Origin of the sequence: Holdemania sp. 1001302B_160321_E10, from assembly GCF_015552275.1 — a bacterium.
GTDB lineage: Bacteria > Bacillota_I > Bacilli_A > Erysipelotrichales > Erysipelotrichaceae > Holdemania.
The window spans coordinates 17,637-32,834 of the sequence record NZ_JADNEM010000031.1; the positions used below are offsets into that span (position 1 = coordinate 17,637).

14 protein-coding genes and 2 pseudogenes are annotated in these 15,198 nt (G+C 48.7%); 8 read left to right on the top strand and 8 right to left on the bottom strand.

What is annotated here, in order from left to right:
- Positions 1-53: 53 nt before the first annotated feature.
- The 7 genes from I2D94_RS14965 to I2D94_RS14995 all read left to right on the top strand — a co-directional run bounded on the left by I2D94_RS14965 (position 54) and on the right by I2D94_RS14995 (position 6,861).
- Positions 54-557 carry a PTS sugar transporter subunit IIB gene (locus I2D94_RS14965; protein ID WP_072685247.1) on the top strand — a complete coding sequence of 168 codons (504 nt, stop codon included), beginning with the start codon at positions 54-56 and terminating at the stop codon, positions 555-557.
- Positions 558-622: 65 nt separating this feature from the next.
- The gene (locus I2D94_RS14970; RefSeq protein ID WP_072685246.1) at positions 623-1,399 is read left to right on the top strand and encodes a PTS sugar transporter subunit IIC; all 777 of its coding nucleotides are present in this window, start codon (positions 623-625) and stop codon (positions 1,397-1,399) included.
- Positions 1,392-2,189 carry a PTS system mannose/fructose/sorbose family transporter subunit IID gene (locus I2D94_RS14975; RefSeq protein WP_072685245.1) on the top strand — a complete coding sequence of 266 codons (798 nt, stop codon included), beginning with the start codon at positions 1,392-1,394 and terminating at the stop codon, positions 2,187-2,189. Before I2D94_RS14970 ends, I2D94_RS14975 begins: the two co-directional genes overlap by 8 nt.
- Positions 2,190-2,258: 69 nt before the next feature.
- Positions 2,259-3,305, top strand: a complete 1,047-nt coding sequence (locus I2D94_RS14980) for a hypothetical protein (RefSeq protein ID WP_195397494.1) — start codon at positions 2,259-2,261, stop codon at positions 3,303-3,305.
- A 22-nt stretch (positions 3,306-3,327) separates the two neighbouring features.
- Complete coding sequence (locus I2D94_RS14985) at positions 3,328-5,352, top strand: HTH domain-containing protein (protein WP_195397495.1); 2,025 nt, start codon at positions 3,328-3,330, stop codon at positions 5,350-5,352.
- A 131-nt stretch (positions 5,353-5,483) separates the two neighbouring features.
- Positions 5,484-5,897 carry a PTS sugar transporter subunit IIA gene (locus I2D94_RS14990; RefSeq protein WP_195397496.1) on the top strand — a complete coding sequence of 138 codons (414 nt, stop codon included), beginning with the start codon at positions 5,484-5,486 and terminating at the stop codon, positions 5,895-5,897.
- A 121-nt stretch (positions 5,898-6,018) separates the two neighbouring features.
- Complete coding sequence (locus tag I2D94_RS14995) at positions 6,019-6,861, top strand: HAD hydrolase family protein (RefSeq protein ID WP_072685241.1); 843 nt, start codon at positions 6,019-6,021, stop codon at positions 6,859-6,861.
- Positions 6,862-7,180: 319 nt separating this feature from the next.
- Here the strand turns inward: I2D94_RS14995 and I2D94_RS15000 are convergent, their stop codons facing one another.
- The 3 genes and pseudogenes from I2D94_RS15000 to I2D94_RS15010 all read right to left on the bottom strand — a co-directional run bounded on the left by I2D94_RS15000 (position 7,181) and on the right by I2D94_RS15010 (position 8,650).
- Positions 7,181-7,447, bottom strand: a complete 267-nt coding sequence (locus I2D94_RS15000; protein WP_083538611.1) for a hypothetical protein — start codon at positions 7,445-7,447, stop codon at positions 7,181-7,183.
- A 238-nt stretch (positions 7,448-7,685) separates the two neighbouring features.
- Positions 7,686-8,141: pseudogene (locus I2D94_RS15005) on the bottom strand (imm68 putative immunity domain-containing protein); the annotation flags it as partial.
- Positions 8,142-8,230: 89 nt separating this feature from the next.
- Positions 8,231-8,650 carry a DUF3788 domain-containing protein gene (locus I2D94_RS15010; RefSeq protein ID WP_072685240.1) on the bottom strand — a complete coding sequence of 140 codons (420 nt, stop codon included), beginning with the start codon at positions 8,648-8,650 and terminating at the stop codon, positions 8,231-8,233.
- 670 nt (positions 8,651-9,320) lie between these two features.
- Between I2D94_RS15010 and I2D94_RS15015 the strand changes: the two genes are divergently transcribed.
- Positions 9,321-11,267 (top strand): helix-turn-helix domain-containing protein, encoded by a 1,947-nt coding sequence (locus tag I2D94_RS15015; RefSeq protein WP_229056907.1) that lies wholly within the window; start codon positions 9,321-9,323, stop codon positions 11,265-11,267.
- A gap of 45 nt (positions 11,268-11,312) precedes the next feature.
- Here I2D94_RS15015 and I2D94_RS15020 read toward each other — a convergent pair whose 3' ends face one another.
- From I2D94_RS15020 to I2D94_RS15040, 5 genes and pseudogenes are all read right to left on the bottom strand, one after another.
- The gene (locus tag I2D94_RS15020; RefSeq protein WP_072685237.1) at positions 11,313-12,137 is read right to left on the bottom strand and encodes a PTS system mannose/fructose/sorbose family transporter subunit IID; all 825 of its coding nucleotides are present in this window, start codon (positions 12,135-12,137) and stop codon (positions 11,313-11,315) included.
- A complete protein-coding gene (locus I2D94_RS15025; protein WP_072685236.1) occupies positions 12,130-12,924 on the bottom strand; it encodes a PTS sugar transporter subunit IIC in 795 nt (264 codons plus the stop codon). The genes I2D94_RS15020 and I2D94_RS15025 overlap by 8 nt, the downstream gene beginning before the upstream one ends.
- 18 nt (positions 12,925-12,942) lie before the next feature.
- Positions 12,943-13,425 (bottom strand): PTS sugar transporter subunit IIB, encoded by a 483-nt coding sequence (locus tag I2D94_RS15030; RefSeq protein ID WP_006057784.1) that lies wholly within the window; start codon positions 13,423-13,425, stop codon positions 12,943-12,945.
- Between the two features lie 334 nt (positions 13,426-13,759).
- Positions 13,760-14,173: a PTS sugar transporter subunit IIA gene (locus I2D94_RS15035; protein WP_195397497.1), complete on the bottom strand. Its 414-nt coding sequence runs from the start codon at positions 14,171-14,173 to the stop codon at positions 13,760-13,762.
- A 560-nt stretch (positions 14,174-14,733) separates the two neighbouring features.
- A pseudogene (locus I2D94_RS15040) lies at positions 14,734-15,198 on the bottom strand (hypothetical protein); the annotation flags it as partial.

Below are 15,198 nucleotides of genomic sequence, written 5' to 3' on the forward strand. Positions count from 1 at the left end.
ATTAACCTATCAGATAAATATGCATATTTGATTGATACGAAAGGAGATTATTTATGAACGAATATCTGCAGAGCAGCGGTATTGTAGACGTCCGTGTCGACGACCGGATGGTTCACGGTATCGTCGCTACCATGTGGATTCCAGAGAATCACTGCACCCGGGTCATGGTTGTGAATGAAGATGCTTCCAACAATCAGGTGATTCGCAGCACGCTGAAAATGTCCGTGCCGGCCGGCGTCAGCCTGTCGGTCTTAGCTCCGGAAAAAGCCGCGGGCAACATTAAAAACGGCAATTATGCCGATCAGCGCGTGTTTATTGTCGGCCGTGAAATTCAGGATGTTTACGCCTTATATAAGGCCGGCGTCCAATTTGCCCGGGTCAATCTCGGCAACGTCACCCAGAATACCGGGGAAACATTGATCCTTGACAAAACCGTGCGGGTCAACGCCGAAGAAAAAGCGATGCTTCGCGAAATGCGCGACGCCGGAATTCAGATCACCTGTCAATTCCGCACCGACGATCCGGTAAAAGTCTGCAAGGAAGTTCTGGACTCTTAGCTTCAATTTATCTCGGTTTCATTTACAACTCAATCAATAAACTGGATTAAGAAAGGATGAGAGAAATGTTTACTCCAATTCAAATCATTCTGGTCTGCGCGTGGATGTGGGGATTCACCGTGATCGGAATGAGCGTTCAGCTTTTCAGCTACGGCGTGGCGGTTCTGCATGGCTTCGTTACCGGCTTGATCATGGGCGACGTCGCGACCGGCCTGACCGTCGGCGGCACGTTATGCTTAATGGGTCTGGGGGTCGGCGGTTACGGCGGATCCTCCGTTCCGGATTACGCGATGGGCACGGTCGTCGGTACCGTCTTCGCGATTGCGACCGGCGGCGGGGTCGAAGCAGGCCTGGCGACGGGAATTCCGGTTGCGACCTTAGGCACGCAGTTTGATATCCTTGCGAAAATGTGCGGTTCCTTCTTCATTCACAAACAGATGGACTGCGTTGAAAAACACCAGTTCGATAAAATGGGCATCTGGGCGCACGGCTGGAATATTTTCCGCGCTACGCTCTACACGCTGCCGATCTTACTGGTTATGACCGTCGGCTCCGGGATTATTACCACCCTGTTGGCGAACATGCCAGTCTGGCTGACCAAGGGCCTGAATACCGCTGCCGGGATGCTTCCGGCCGTGGGCTTCGCGATCCTGATGAAATATCTGCCGATCCGCGAATACGGCGTCTTTATGATCTTCGGCTTCGCCGCCGCTTCCTATCTGGGATTGTCGATGGTCGCGATTTCAATGTTCGCGTTCGTCGCCGCCTACATGGTCTATAAAGGCTTGGAAAAGGGCAATACCGCCGCAGCGGCCGGAAACGGAGGGAACTACGATGAGTAACGTATTAACCAAAAAAGATCTCCGGCGCTGCTTAAACCGTTATATCTTCACGCGTCAGTCGCCGTTTAACTATGAAACGATGCAGTCGGGCGGCTGGGTCTACTCGATCCATCCGGCCATGGAAAAGATTTATGACGGCGACGCCGATCTGTTAGCAGAAAAGTACAAGGATCATTTCAAATTCTATAATACACATCCATGGATGGGCAACATCATCCTCGGCGCATGCATCGCAATCGAATCCACGAAGGATCCGGACGCAACCAAACAGGCCGTCGAAATGCGGACCGCGCTGATGGGACCGCTGGCCGGCATCGGCGATGCGATCATCTGGATCATGTTTATGACGATCCTGGGCGCGATTGCCGCGTATATGGCGTTGGAAGGCAGCATTGTCGGCTGGGTCATCGCCGAAGTGATTCAGCTGGTCATCTGGTTTGCCTTCTACAAATTGTTCTTCGTCGCCTATGAACAAGGCGTTACCTTCGTCACCACCCGCAGCGCGCAGCTGCAGCACATCACGGAAGCGGCGTCTGTACTCGGCCTGTCCGTTGTCGGCGCGCTGGTCGCTTCGACCGTCAACGTCAAATTCGGCATTACGATGAGCTATGGCGAAGTCGTCCAGCCGGTCAACGATCTGTTGGATTCGATCATTCCGCATTTCGGCAACGTGGTCACCGTCGCCCTGATCTACTGGGGGTTAGGCCGCAAGAGCATGACGTCCGGCAAGATGATCGTCATCGTGCTGGTGGCCGCCATCGTTCTTTCGGCGATCGGCATTCTTGCCTGAGCCGCAAAATCAGGATGAACAGGAAGCACGCAGGACTCTTGCGTGCTTCCTTTCTTAAAGGAGAACCCGATGATTCGATTAAAAGAAAACGTTGCACAATTTATGGACGAATTCGTCCAGAAGCATGACCGCTTTGAACGCCTGATCGGCCAGGGGCGATTTGAAGAGGTGAACCCGGAGCTGCTGCAAATGATGGAACGGGTGCTGCCCGGCTTTGCATTCCGATTGTTCCAACCGCAGAACAGCCGGGAAATTCATCTGGAACTGACAACGACGCTGGATCCGGTGCGCAGGATTCTGGCCTATTATTTTTGTTCCCGGCTGCCTGACAGTCTGAAATCCCGCTGGTGTTTCGACGCCAGCCACCCGGCGCTCAAAGGCAATTTCACATACAACGGCCGGACCTGGAGACCAGAAGAAATTCAGGTTATCCCCACGCTGGACAACAAGCGTCACCGGCTGAACCTCAAAGTCGAAAAACATCCGAAATTTAAAGACCTCCGTGAGGAAGACTGCTTCATGATATTATATATGATGCTTTCTGACGCGTTGGGGGAAATTGCGGTCGAAGCTTATCTTGGCTCCCTTCAGTTTCTGAACGGGGTCGGGAAGCTGACAAGCCGGGGGAAAAAACGGGTGTCGCTGCTCGAATTGGAAGCCGTGCTGCATGAAGAATGGGAAAAACGTGGCTGGATTGATCCTCGCGATATCGTCTTTATCGCTGAGAATTACACCCGCCGGACAAAGAAGCTGCAGCTGCGGCAGGATATCATCGAAGGCATCAGCTTCTGCCTGCCGCTGTTAAACGAAGAAGGCGAAGCGACTGAAAAACAAGAATCAACAAACCTTGTCCGGGCGTGTCAGGCAGGCTATTGCAGCGTTGTCGTCAACGAGGCGCCTGCGCTGGCGAAAAAGGAAAAGATCGCGCATCGGGAACAGGTGGAAAAAGAAGTCAGCCGGATATTGAGCGAGGGACAAAGCGGGATGTTGATCAACGCCGCGCTGGGCAACGCGCATAGTTACGTTGATTTTCTGGTCTATGATCCCCCGGCCCTGGATGCCATAAAGACCTGGGCCGCGGCGCATGCGCAGCTGGAAGTCCTTGAACTGGATTGATTGAACAACAGGAGGTGAACGGATGAAGGAAAAACTGCTTCCGATTCAAATACAGCTGCTCGACCGGCTGAACCGGACTAAGGAACCCGTCAGTTCCCAATTTCTTGCCAACAGTCTGGGCGTTTCCAGCAAGACAATCCGTAAAAACCTCAGCCAGCTGAATCTTGCGCTGAGCGATCAGGGTGCGGCGATCGCCTCCAAAACGGGCAGCGGGTACTGGCTGATCATTGAAGATCGGGAACGCTTCGAGCAGTTTATGCAGAACACATCCGTTCGCCCTTCGCAGCATATCCTCAATCCGATTCAGGTTGACCGCGCGCATTTCATTATCCGCACGCTGCTCTGCCGGCAGGATTACACCCGCATTGAGGAGCTGGAAGATCTGCTTTTCATGAACCTGACCAGTGTCAAACAGATTCTGAACCGGGCTCGTGAAATTCTGAAGCTGTTCGATTTAAAGATCGTTTCCAAAAGCCGCCACGGAATGAAAATCAGCGGCCGGGAACATGATCTCCGGCTGTGCCTGAATTATGAATACGGCAATTATTCCACGACCTCACTGCACCTGGCCCAACCGGAAGAATATGGCCGGCTTTACCGATTTGATCCGCAGATTCAGCAGCGGATTGAGCGGATCATCCGGTCGCTGCAGGAAATGTTCATCAGCTACAACCTGTCGGTCTCCAGTCTGGCTTCCCTGAGCCGGCTGATTCTGATCTCCGCCGTCCGCAGCAAGAACGGTCATCCGCTGGACTATCCCGAATCGACCATTATCCGGTTCACGAACCGGAATTCGTATTACGTCGCCAAGCTGGTGCTGAACCAGTGCGCCGAATTACTTCAATGCACCTTTATCCGCGAAGATATCATTTTACTGGCAATCGGTTTCGTCGGTTTCCGGATCGCGCTGAGTCCGGACGAAATGTTTCGCGACGGGTTTCTGGAAAGCAAGGATATCGCATTCGATCTCGTTCAGCATCTGGCGCAGACCAATCAGTTCAGCTCGATTAACAAGGATATCAAACTGGTCGACGACATCGCGCTGCACCTTGACGGTTTGTTTACCCGTTCCCGCTATCATCTGCGCACGACGCAGTTTGCCAGCGAGGTGCAGGTGGAAAGCTCGCTGATGTCGCGGAAAATGGCGATGCAGGCGATGGTGTATCTGCATGAGAAATATGAAATCGAAATCAGCGCGGAGGAAATCACGCGGCTGGCGCTGGTAATCCACCCGGTCTTCGGCCGCTTCCCATGGAAGTTTAAAAAGATCCGCGCCTGCTGCGTATCCAACATCGACAAAAGCGTCGGCCGCGGAATCGCGGAACGATTGATGCGCAATTTCGGCCGGTTCATGGAACAGATCGACGTTTTGGAATTGTATGAATTAAAAGACGCTGACTTAAGCCTGTATGAATTGTTATTTACCTCGTACAACCCTGAAGAATTAACGTTTCTTCCCAAGTCGCTGACGGTTTTCCAGCTGGATCTGTTCTTTGATGAAAGCACCAAGCGCAAGATCCGTTCCTTATTCGTCAACGGCAATCATCACAGCAATTTCAAGATTCGCAGTGATCTGCGGCCGGAGTTGATCTTTACCGGGGTAGAGGCGGCCAGCGAGGACGCCTGTCTGAAAAGAATCAGTGAATCGCTGAAGCCGGTTCTGTTGGACAGCCCTCAGGCGTTAGAAGAGGACTTGCGTACCTGCGAGGAAATCATGGCGTCACAGCCACGGGATAACGTCGTCATTCTCAGCGGCCTGCATTCTCACACCGCCAACGTCATCATCGGCGTCTTTGTCCTGAAACGGCCGATCCCTTGGAATCACAGCCTGCATAAAGCGCAGATCATCGTGTATTGGGATCGCGGACAGGTCGCGAAGGATGCGGAACGGTTTGAAAATGAATACGTGCCGCATCTGTTGGAAACGGTGTTTCACGACCGGCTTGTGATCGACGAACTGGTTAAAAATCCGGATTATGAGCATCTGATGGATGTAATTCTGGAATATCATTTCGCGGTGCTGACGCTGGGAAGCAGCTTCCGGTAAATGATTTCCATTCATTTCCGATCATCGGTCTTCATCGGATCCAGACCCCAAACCGGCATCGGCGAGCTGCGGCTGCGCGGCCTTGCGGGCTTCAGCTCACAAAACTGAAAAAATGAAAGAAAGAAGGAAGAATGATGCGTAAAATTGTACTCTTAAGTCACGGCGGGATGGCGAAGGGCCTCCTGAACACCTTAAGTATTTTCACAGCCAATATCGACCAGATCACAGCGATCAGTGCTTATGTTGACGATTGTGATCCCAAAGCGGAACTGGAATCGTTCTGGGCAAGTGTTAACGATGACGATCAGGTCATCCTGTGCACCGATATTCTGGGCGGCAGCGTCAATCAGCTGGCTCTGCCCTACCTTTCCCGGCCGAACACTTATCTGTTTACCGGAATGAATTTTCCCATGTTGCTGCAGCTGACCTGCCTGGATGAAAATGCAACGGAGGCTGAGATCAAAGCGCTGGCCGACGTCGGCAGAGAAGCGGTCGTCTGCATGAATGATTATCAGTTCCCGCAGTTTGACGACGAAGACGAATAAGCTGCATACTGAAGCGGAAACGGCGACGGATAAGCGGAAATCTCAACTTCCGTTCAGGCCCGATTTCAGAGTAAAATAAGAAGCAAAGAGAAAAAAAACAGGGGGGGGAGAAGGAGCGATTATGATTAAATGGATTGTCAGCGATCTTGACGGCACATTATTTGAAGGGCATGGAGAAACGGTCTTTGATTTATGTCCGGCCAATGAAGCGGCGCTGAAAGCACTTCAGCGTCAGGGGATCGAGTTTTGCGTTGCCAGCGGACGGATGATCGGCTACGGTATTCATTTGTTAGAAAAATATGGGTTTCGCGCCATCCGGGCCGCGGGATTTAACGGCGCCGTTTGTTATGATCAGGGACAGTTCGTCGTCACTGATCCGCTGCAGGTCCGCCAGCTTCGCGAAATCGTCGCCATCCTTGACGGCGAGTTTCCGCAATGGACTATGATTCAGGTTCAGGGCATGAATTCCGAACGGATCTTTGCGGATCCTCTTCATCCAACGGCGCAGCGTTACCGAAAGGAATGCGCTGAGCTTGGAATCGGTCAGGTCATGGATTTTACACTGGATGAGTTCCTCAACGATGACCGCGGGATTCTCGCCGGCAAGCTGTCGCTGACGCTGCCTTCGCCGGAAGTCTGTCTTGCGGCCCTTCTGCGGCTGCGTGAACGGCTGCAGGGACAATGCTTTGTCACTCAGAGCGGAAAACAGCTTCTGGAAATTGGAAACGGAGCGGCGCATAAAGGTGTCTTTATCGACTATCTGAAGACCGCATATAAGCTGAAAGCGGAGGAAATCGCGGTGATCGGCGACGCTCAGAACGATGCGGAAATGTTTGCCGGGGCGGGACATACCTTCGCGATGCAAAGCGGCAGTCCCAAGCTGCAGCGCATCGCCGGGCACATCGTAGAATCCGCAGCGGATGCGATCAACTGGTGTCTTGATTATAATGCAAAGCATGCCTGAACTGAATTCGTAAAGCGCAAAGCCATAAACGGCGGCGCTTTTTTTATGGGATCCGGATAAGCGTTCATGTTTGGGTTTCTGCTAAAACATCCGGAAACTGATTTCCACTGAACTCAATTTTAAAACGTTCCTTTTGCTTTTCCGACTCAACAATGAGCTGAGCTTTGAACTAGAAAAGACCTCCGGAACACTGAGCGCTTCGCCGCATTCTTTTCCATAAAAAACAGCGAATGAATTGATTCGCTGCAGTCCGTCAGCTTCAAATTGATTATGTTTTTGAAACCAACGTATTGAGAAGGATGAAATCCGGGCAAAGCTTTTATTCATAGAGCTTTCCCATATAGAGAATTTTAGCCAAAACCTGAAAATCCACTTCCGCCCAGACTATATTCTTGGTGGGACTGGCTGAATCGTCTTCTATCCAGCTTGCCATTTGTTGCAAATAGTCAGGGATTGTCGTATTTTCCCATGCTTCAAGATGTTGTTGATAATCTAAAGACAGGTCTTCAAGAAATTGAATGAAAGCTTCTTTTCCTGAGATCTTGTTAATTTTCTCAACCCATCCGGATTCTTCTTCAGTCTTCATCGAATTCCATTCCTTTCTATGCCGTAGTGTAGCAGTTACCTTGCTTTTAGAGAGCCCGGTTCTCTTTTCTGAGGTTTGCTTACCCACGCTTCATATTTTTTTCAAACTTTGTGATATAAGCCGATTTAATTCTTCCGAAGAGATACCATAACATCGAAGAACATCGTTAAAATCCATCAAAACCTCGGCAAGTTCTTCAATCAGATCTTTTCTTCATCCTTTCATTCTGACTGGCCGCTTACCCAAATAATTCCTTACGCAGATTTTCGCAGTCGCGAGCTATTTCCTTCATTTCTTCCTCTGGAACCATTTCATAGAGATCATGAGCCAGCGGGTCCTTCGACAAATCAGCCAGTGTTTTGTTCATACAAGCTTTTTCCTTGGAAGTGGAAATAATTCGAATTGTACAGTCATCCGCATTGTTTTGAATTAGCCCTAAAGGCACATTGCCATTAACCTGACACTCCAACAAAAGAGCGGCCAGATCGGTTATAAGGCTGATCGAAAAATCAAATTCATGTTCCAGACCGTCTTCGTCTTTCAATTCAAGCGGCCATTCCGTAATTTGGAAGTTCCAATTCAGCTAATCCAGACCTGTATCCGCCAAGATTTCACTTAATGAAATTTCATCTTTCTGCTTTCCAATGAGATAATCCAGCAAAGTCAAACTGTCGTCTGTGCCGCCGATATAATTGCCCCATACTTTTCGACAGCCTTTTCATCTGCCTCTTTTCCATTTATATTTCAATTCCCAGATGCAGGGCTGGTCCAACTGAACCGAAATCATCTGCCTTTGCGAATATCAAGCAAATGAAATATATCGGCATACATTTTTGATTTCTCCTCTAAATCGATCATCAGCCATTTTTGTCCATTCCCCATTTGCGTCTGATAATAAAGCTCTCTTAATTCTGCGGTACATTCTTCCAGAACAGCCTCAACCGCTTCTTTCTCTTTTTGTCCAATAACGATTAAAACGGAAAAATATCCTTTTTCAGGATAGATCGTACATAGATTCTTTCCCGCCTTTCTCCACTTAACATTCCAACCGAATTTCCAACTGCAGGAACTAAATTCTATTTTTTCTTTGCCCTTATATCTGTTTTTAATGTCTTCGCAAAATTGAATAAATAGGGGATTCTTGACGTACTCTCCAATTTCTTCCAAAGTTGGACAAGCGGTTCTGTCCCGGATATCAATCATCAGCTGTTTCTCCCATGCCCAGATTCTTCATCTAAACTTATTATAACTTCCTTGATCTCCCTGCACAATCCGTTATTTAGCGCTTTAAGCACAGCCTCGAAAATCATTTTCCTCACTTGGACCTATGATTTTTGTTTTATTTTAAGTCCCTGCTTTCTTCCTGACTTTCCTCTGCCAAACTCATCCGGAATGTGTTATAGTAACATGCCTCGGGGAAAACAATGTTATAACAATCAGAAGATAAAATCTTACAACACCTCTTCTTTTGCGGCAATGATGCCAGCGGTGAGTGAAAGGAAGTAAGATCTGCAATGTTTCTTCGATGGGCGCAGTAAAATTTTACGGCGTTGTTTGTAAAAAGACTATTTTGCTTCATTGTCTAAATGGCTTAGATCCATCCTTGTCAGACTTTACAGCAGCAGGATCAAATTGAAGTTTGAGAAAAAGCGCAGCGCTCCGGACATGAATCCATTTGCGATATGCCTCGTCATTTTTATTTTGCAGAGCCTGCAGCTGTTCAAAAATTCACTTCCTGATCCCTGCGTTCTTGGAAATACGATCAGGAGAATCGGAAACAAACGAAACCACGAAACGGCCATAATAACCCGTCTGCTCACCATGCACATGCAATAATCCTGAAAATCCTTTATAATGAAGTTCAGGAGAAATAATGATGCTAAACGAACTTGGAAAAACACTTTTGCAGCAAATCGCGGCCTGTCATGATTACATCAGCAGCGAAGAACTCAGTAAAATATGCAACGTTTCGATCAACACGATCCGCAAGGAAATTGATTTGATCAACGATTATCTCCGCGGACATGGCTGCTTCATCGACACCAAGATTGCCTCCGGTTATTGTTTAACGATGGTCCGGCCGGAACAGGCACAGCCATTTTTAGCGCAGATCCTGAAAGAATTCCGCCAGTTTCGCTACTTGAACTACTCTGAATTTTCTACCGCATATACGATTGCGATGAAGCTGTTAACAGCTTCATCCTATACGACGATTGACTCACTGATGAACAGTTTATATTGTTCCAAAAGCACCGTGCTGCGCACGCTGGATTCGACACAGCTGATCCTCGATCAATTCCATCTCGACTTGAAAAACAAACGCAATTACGGGTTATATATTGAAGGTACCGAATGGTCGAAACGAATCTGCCTGATTTTTATGCATAAGGTCTTCGTTCATGAAAATCCGCAGCTTGTCCGCACCAGTATTTTCAACGCGCTGTTTCTCAATCATACCGACTATCCCACGGCAGTCCGCGATTGCGTGCTGCGTTATTTCAGCGCTCAACAGGCGATCACCATTCCAAACATCCACTTTATCAAACTGGCGCAGTATCTTCTGCTTGCCAGAACCCGCTCCCCTTTCAGCAAAGATCTTCACTTGACCCCCTCCCAGATCCAGCGGCTGCATTCGCTGCCGGTTTATCCAGCTGCCCAGGCAATCTACGCTCAGCTTCCAGTTTATTTTCAGGAAGGCGTAAGCGAAACTGACATTTTATCTTTTGCCGCGCTGATCGCCTGTTGTATGACGATAAGACAGCCGGATTGGATTCCTGACGCAGACCGGCACGCAATTCAGGAGGAAGTCCAGGAGGTTGTCGATTTTATTGCCAAATATTACGAAGTCGACGGCATATTCGACACGATTTTTTATCGGGATTTTGCCTGTTATCTGTACGGCTTGAATTTGAAAAAAGAGTTTGATTTCACTTCCGATTCCGAGAAGCTTCCCGGTTCGACAAAAATCGGCCTGTTATCCGCGGATATCAGCTCGCTGTTCGCTTTGTTTTACAAGGTGAAACACGGCGTGTATCTGCAGGAGGTCGATTTAGTGGATGCCTATTACATCTTCAATTCCGCGCTATTTAAAAATAACACTTATTATAACAAAATGAAATTTGCGGTCGTTTCCCGGCATGGTCGGTATTACAGCGAAAATCTGTCCGATCGAATACGCATGCAGTATGGGCGCTATATCCAATCCATTGACGTGTTGGAATATACGGAATTGTTCAATCATGAGCTTGACGCTTATGACGCGCTGCTTACAGACGTCAACAGACACATCCTGCCGGAGAATTACGCCGGAGCCTTGATCGACTGCAACCTGAATCACATCCAGTCGGATCTCAATTCTCTTTCCACATTTCTGATTCAGCGCTTCAACGCGAAAGCGCGGACCTTGTTCCGTGAAAAGAACTTCCACAAATGCAGCTTCACCTCGCAGATGCAGGTCTATGACGCAATCTACAAGCTGTATCAGAATGAAATAGGCGATTATGAACATTTCATCCATGATTTAAAGATGCGCAGCAGCTTCATCAGCTATGAGAAGGAAAAGAATATCATCCTGATCACGCCGCTGGCGCTGCGGATCGCGCAGCCGGTCTTCGAGGTGTTCGTCAACAAGAAGCCGATGCTGTGGGAACGGGCGAAAGCGAGCGTCTACATCTTTTATCAACAGGGCAATGGAAGCAAAGAGAACGTTCAGATCATTTCCTACCTGCTGAAGCAGTTCATCCATCAGAACGAGCTGTTTATCAACACTCTGTATGACCGCTCCTATAAGGATGTCGTCGGGATTTTCCATGTGCTTTAAAAAAGGCTGTCACGGGTTGGAATTTGCGTGACAGCCTTTGGTTTTTTAGAGGATGCCGAAGAAAGCGAGCACGACGCAGGCGCCCATGATCATGAAGATCAATTTCGTCGGCGACCAGCCCTTCTGGACCTGGGAGAAGCTCCAGCCCCACAATAACAGGGAGAGCAGGCCCGGCATAATCGAGTCCAGCATGCCCTGGAAGTCGATCGTCGCACCGCCGATCACCGGCTGCAGCGCAATTTTGATCGAAACGTTCTGCGCGATCAGCGCGCCGACCATGATCGCACCCAGGATGCCCGCTGCTTCCGTAATTAACGGAACGATGCCGCGTTCAAAGGCTTCCGTGATCAGGCTGGTGCCGTAGCGGTAGCCGGCCGTTAAGAAGATATATTTGTAGACCAGCAGCAGGCAGCCGTACAACAGGACGAACAGAATGACGCCCAGCAGACTGCCGTTGGCGGATAATCCAATACACAGACCGGCGATGATGACGCGGTAGCAGTTGAAGAAGAAGCTGTCGCCGATGCCGGCAGTCGGTCCCATCAGGGACGCTTTCAGCGTGGAAATGGTTTCCGTAATATCGTCTTCCGGATGTTCAGCCTGCTGCTTTTCCATCGCCAGCGCGATGCCGACCAACAAACCCAAGAATACCTGATGGGTATTGAAGAATTCGCCGGCGTGGCGGTAGAAAGCCTTACGGCGGTCTTCGGGATCGTCATAGAACATTTCCAATCCCGGCGCCATCGCCATCGCGAAGCACTTGGACTGCTGGGAAACCTTACTGCTTGCCATATTGGTGCCTAAGGAGAAGTAGAACGATTTATTCAACATTTTCCGTTCTTCCGGAGTCAGTTTCGGCGCCTTATTCATAGAAATCATCCCCTTCCTGAGCATTCGTGCCAATCGCCGCGGCAGAGCGGCTCTGCGCTAATTTATAGCTGTTCTGGAAATGCGCGAAGGCAATGACGATGCCGATCAACGCCAGCGGCAGCGTGCCCAGCGCCAGATATTTGACGGCGACAAAACCGAGAATGACATACATGACGGTTGTTGTTCCATTCCAGATCGCCTGCGTCGTCAAGCATAAGCCGACGACTACCAGCATGTTCGCGGAAGCGTTGAGACCATTGATGATAAAGGCCGGGCAGATCGAGATAAACGTCTGCAAACCCGCTTCGCCGCCCAACGCGACCAAGAAGACGACGATCGTGTTCAGCAGCTGAGAAACGAAGATGACCTGCATCCACATGGCGATGCGGAATTTCTTAACATTGCCGGTTTCCGCAATTTTCATAAACCACGGATGTAGCGCTAAGGCAATGGCCTGCGTGAACGGCTTCACGGCGTTGATCAGCGTGCCGACGGTAACAGCCAGCGCCAAGCCGACGCCCTGATCCGCACCGGACAGAACAACAAAGCCGACAGCCAGAACGGAAGCGGCCTGATAGTTGGACGGTGCTTCGCCGCCAATGGCGGAGACGCCCATGTAAACAGCTTCCAGTTCAGCGCCAATGATGACGCCGGTGGTGATATCGCCGCACATTAAACCGGTTAATGTACATAAAACTAACGGACGGGTAAACGTTTGCCATCCCAGCCAGTTGTCAGCAACCTGCCATAAGAGATAGGCGAACGCGATCAATAATGCGTTGGTCATGAGGAACCCCCTTTTTCTTTAAAGTTTGGAAACGATCTCGGCGAAGTTTTCAATCGGATTGGATGGAATCAGCTGTGAGAATACATGCCCGCCGATCTGGGCCAGTTCTTTGAAATAGACCAGATCTTCCGGATCGGAATTGACTCCCCTTGTCAGATTGACCTTGTTGGCGGATTTTTTCTTGACGTAGTTGGCGACGTTGACCTCCGTGATCGGCAGGGCTTTGACCAAAGCGACCGCGTCTTTCGGATTGTCGACAATGATCAGCACGCGCACCGTGTCCACGCGCGGATCGGACAGCAGCTTAATCGCGTCGGGAATCGTCTTCACCGCGACCTTTTTGCCTGCAGGCGCCGACATCAGCAACGTCTGGGTGGTCAGCGGATCCTTAGCCAGCTTATCGCTCGCGACGACAATCCGGCTGACATCGAGATAGCGTGACCAGGCAGTGGTAATCTGTCCATGGATCAGACGTTCGTCGATTCTAAGTTGAACAATCATTCTTCCTTTCCTCCTCTTTTTTCATCAGCGGTGATTTCCGTTGATTTCAACATCATCATTATACTTAAAGCGCTTTCACCTAAAATTTCAAAAAGTAATAATTAATGGACGCTTTTTGTGAACTTTTCATTCTGAGATCTTAGTTGTGACTTGAATCAAGCTTTCTGATTTACGGCATCAACCCCAAGGTGAAGAAAGAAGCTGAGAAATTTTGATCTTCCTGTTCAGCCTGATCTGGATTTCTGATTTCCAATGCCCAAAACCACAAAAAACCCAGCCTCAGCCAGGGTTTTTGTAAAATATAAATCTTCAGTCTTATCGTAATCGTCCGATTTTAAAAGAAATCGTCGTCGCTCTGCGGCTGTGCGACTTCCCACAGCCGAATTCCATCTTTCCCAGTCTGCATCACCGTGCTCAGATCCAGATCACCAGCTTCCCGCAAACCCAGCAGTTCTAAAAACAAAGGCAGGTTAACACCGCAGATCACATCGACCTGCCCCGGCTTTAAATAGCGCGTCGTCTTGTGCGCCGGTGTTCCCGCAAACAGATCCGTCAGCACCAGCACGCCGTCGCCGCTGTCCAGTTCCGCGATCGCCTTACCAATCCTTTCCTCAAACGCCTCGCTGTCATCAGTCATCTGATAGCCTAAAGCCTGCACCTGCGGCAAATTCTCACCGAAAAAAATTGAAGATGACTGCAGCATGCCTTTCGCCATATCGCCATGGCTTAACAATAAAATTCCCTTCATGGTCTGCTCCTCTCATGGAACCTCCGTCTAAATTAACCAGAGATTATCGTTAAAATTAAGATTTCCACATTGATCATTATACTGGTTTCTGCTCTTTCTTCTTTTCAAAATTTGATCGGTTCATAGATTGAATCCTGAACGTAATTTTATGGTCATGACACTTTATTTGTCGGTTAACCAAAAGACAATTTTATTTTAGTCTGTTTGAAGAATTACAGATTTTATTCTTAACCGTTAATTTTTGACGGAGTGAGTTTTCTAAGCTGATCATGGAAATCGACCAGCGTATTCATCTTTTATGAAACTAAGATTATCCGATCGACATCCTTCTCCTTTAATTTATCTAAACAGGCTTCATCCGTTTCCGTTAACGCTCATCTCTGATTCAGTCTGTCCTTCAGGGTTAATTTTCCCTTTCACCCTGTGCTATTCTTTATTCTATGCCTTTTTTTATCTGCTACATGTTCATTTCATCCTGTTTGATACGCATCTTGACGATTACATCACTGGTGTCCTTTAAATAGTCCATTTGCTTTTCTCCCTTGGCTTCTCTCCTTCAATTAGTCATGAGAAAATGAAAATTGAGCATGACTCTCCGCTTGATGCTTTGAACCGGAAAGCTTTTTCAGTTGATCATGAAGATCTTTTGGGGTATTTATTCTATTTAAAACTTGGACGATCTGATTCACTTCTTCTTCATTTAAACTGTCCAAATCTTTCTCATCACTTTCCGTTAATTCCCATTTCTGCCGCAGTAACTCCTTCAGCAAGGAAACTTTCCCTTTTACGATTCCTTGAACCATCCCTTGTTCCATCCCTTGTTCCAATCCTTGTTTCATCCCTTGTTTCACGCCTTTCTTTACACCTTTCCGCATCCCTTTTTTTATGCCTTTTTTATACACCGTCTTCTCATCCATCTCGTCGTATTTCATCCGCATCCTGGCTATTGCATCACTGGTGTCCTTTAAAAAATCCATCCGTTTTTCTTCCATCATTCGAATAACCTCCTCTTTCTCTATCAATTC

Bases quoted from the DNA above. Each gene is read 5' to 3' on its own strand.
- I2D94_RS14965 (WP_072685247.1), top strand. From the start codon at position 54: ATGAACGAATATCTGCAGAGCAGCGGTATTGTAGACGTCCGTGTCGAC.
- I2D94_RS14970 (WP_072685246.1), top strand. From the start codon at position 623: ATGTTTACTCCAATTCAAATCATTCTGGTCTGCGCGTGGATGTGGGGA.
- I2D94_RS14975 (WP_072685245.1), top strand. From the start codon at position 1,392: ATGAGTAACGTATTAACCAAAAAAGATCTCCGGCGCTGCTTAAACCGT.
- I2D94_RS14980 (WP_195397494.1), top strand. From the start codon at position 2,259: ATGATTCGATTAAAAGAAAACGTTGCACAATTTATGGACGAATTCGTC.
- I2D94_RS14985 (WP_195397495.1), top strand. From the start codon at position 3,328: ATGAAGGAAAAACTGCTTCCGATTCAAATACAGCTGCTCGACCGGCTG.
- I2D94_RS14990 (WP_195397496.1), top strand. From the start codon at position 5,484: ATGATGCGTAAAATTGTACTCTTAAGTCACGGCGGGATGGCGAAGGGC.
- I2D94_RS14995 (WP_072685241.1), top strand. From the start codon at position 6,019: ATGATTAAATGGATTGTCAGCGATCTTGACGGCACATTATTTGAAGGG.
- I2D94_RS15000 (WP_083538611.1), bottom strand. From the start codon at position 7,447: ATGAAGACTGAAGAAGAATCCGGATGGGTTGAGAAAATTAACAAGATC.
- I2D94_RS15010 (WP_072685240.1), bottom strand. From the start codon at position 8,650: ATGATTGATATCCGGGACAGAACCGCTTGTCCAACTTTGGAAGAAATT.
- I2D94_RS15015 (WP_229056907.1), top strand. From the start codon at position 9,321: ATGATGCTAAACGAACTTGGAAAAACACTTTTGCAGCAAATCGCGGCC.
- I2D94_RS15020 (WP_072685237.1), bottom strand. From the start codon at position 12,137: ATGAATAAGGCGCCGAAACTGACTCCGGAAGAACGGAAAATGTTGAAT.
- I2D94_RS15025 (WP_072685236.1), bottom strand. From the start codon at position 12,924: ATGACCAACGCATTATTGATCGCGTTCGCCTATCTCTTATGGCAGGTT.
- I2D94_RS15030 (WP_006057784.1), bottom strand. From the start codon at position 13,425: ATGATTGTTCAACTTAGAATCGACGAACGTCTGATCCATGGACAGATT.
- I2D94_RS15035 (WP_195397497.1), bottom strand. From the start codon at position 14,173: ATGAAGGGAATTTTATTGTTAAGCCATGGCGATATGGCGAAAGGCATG.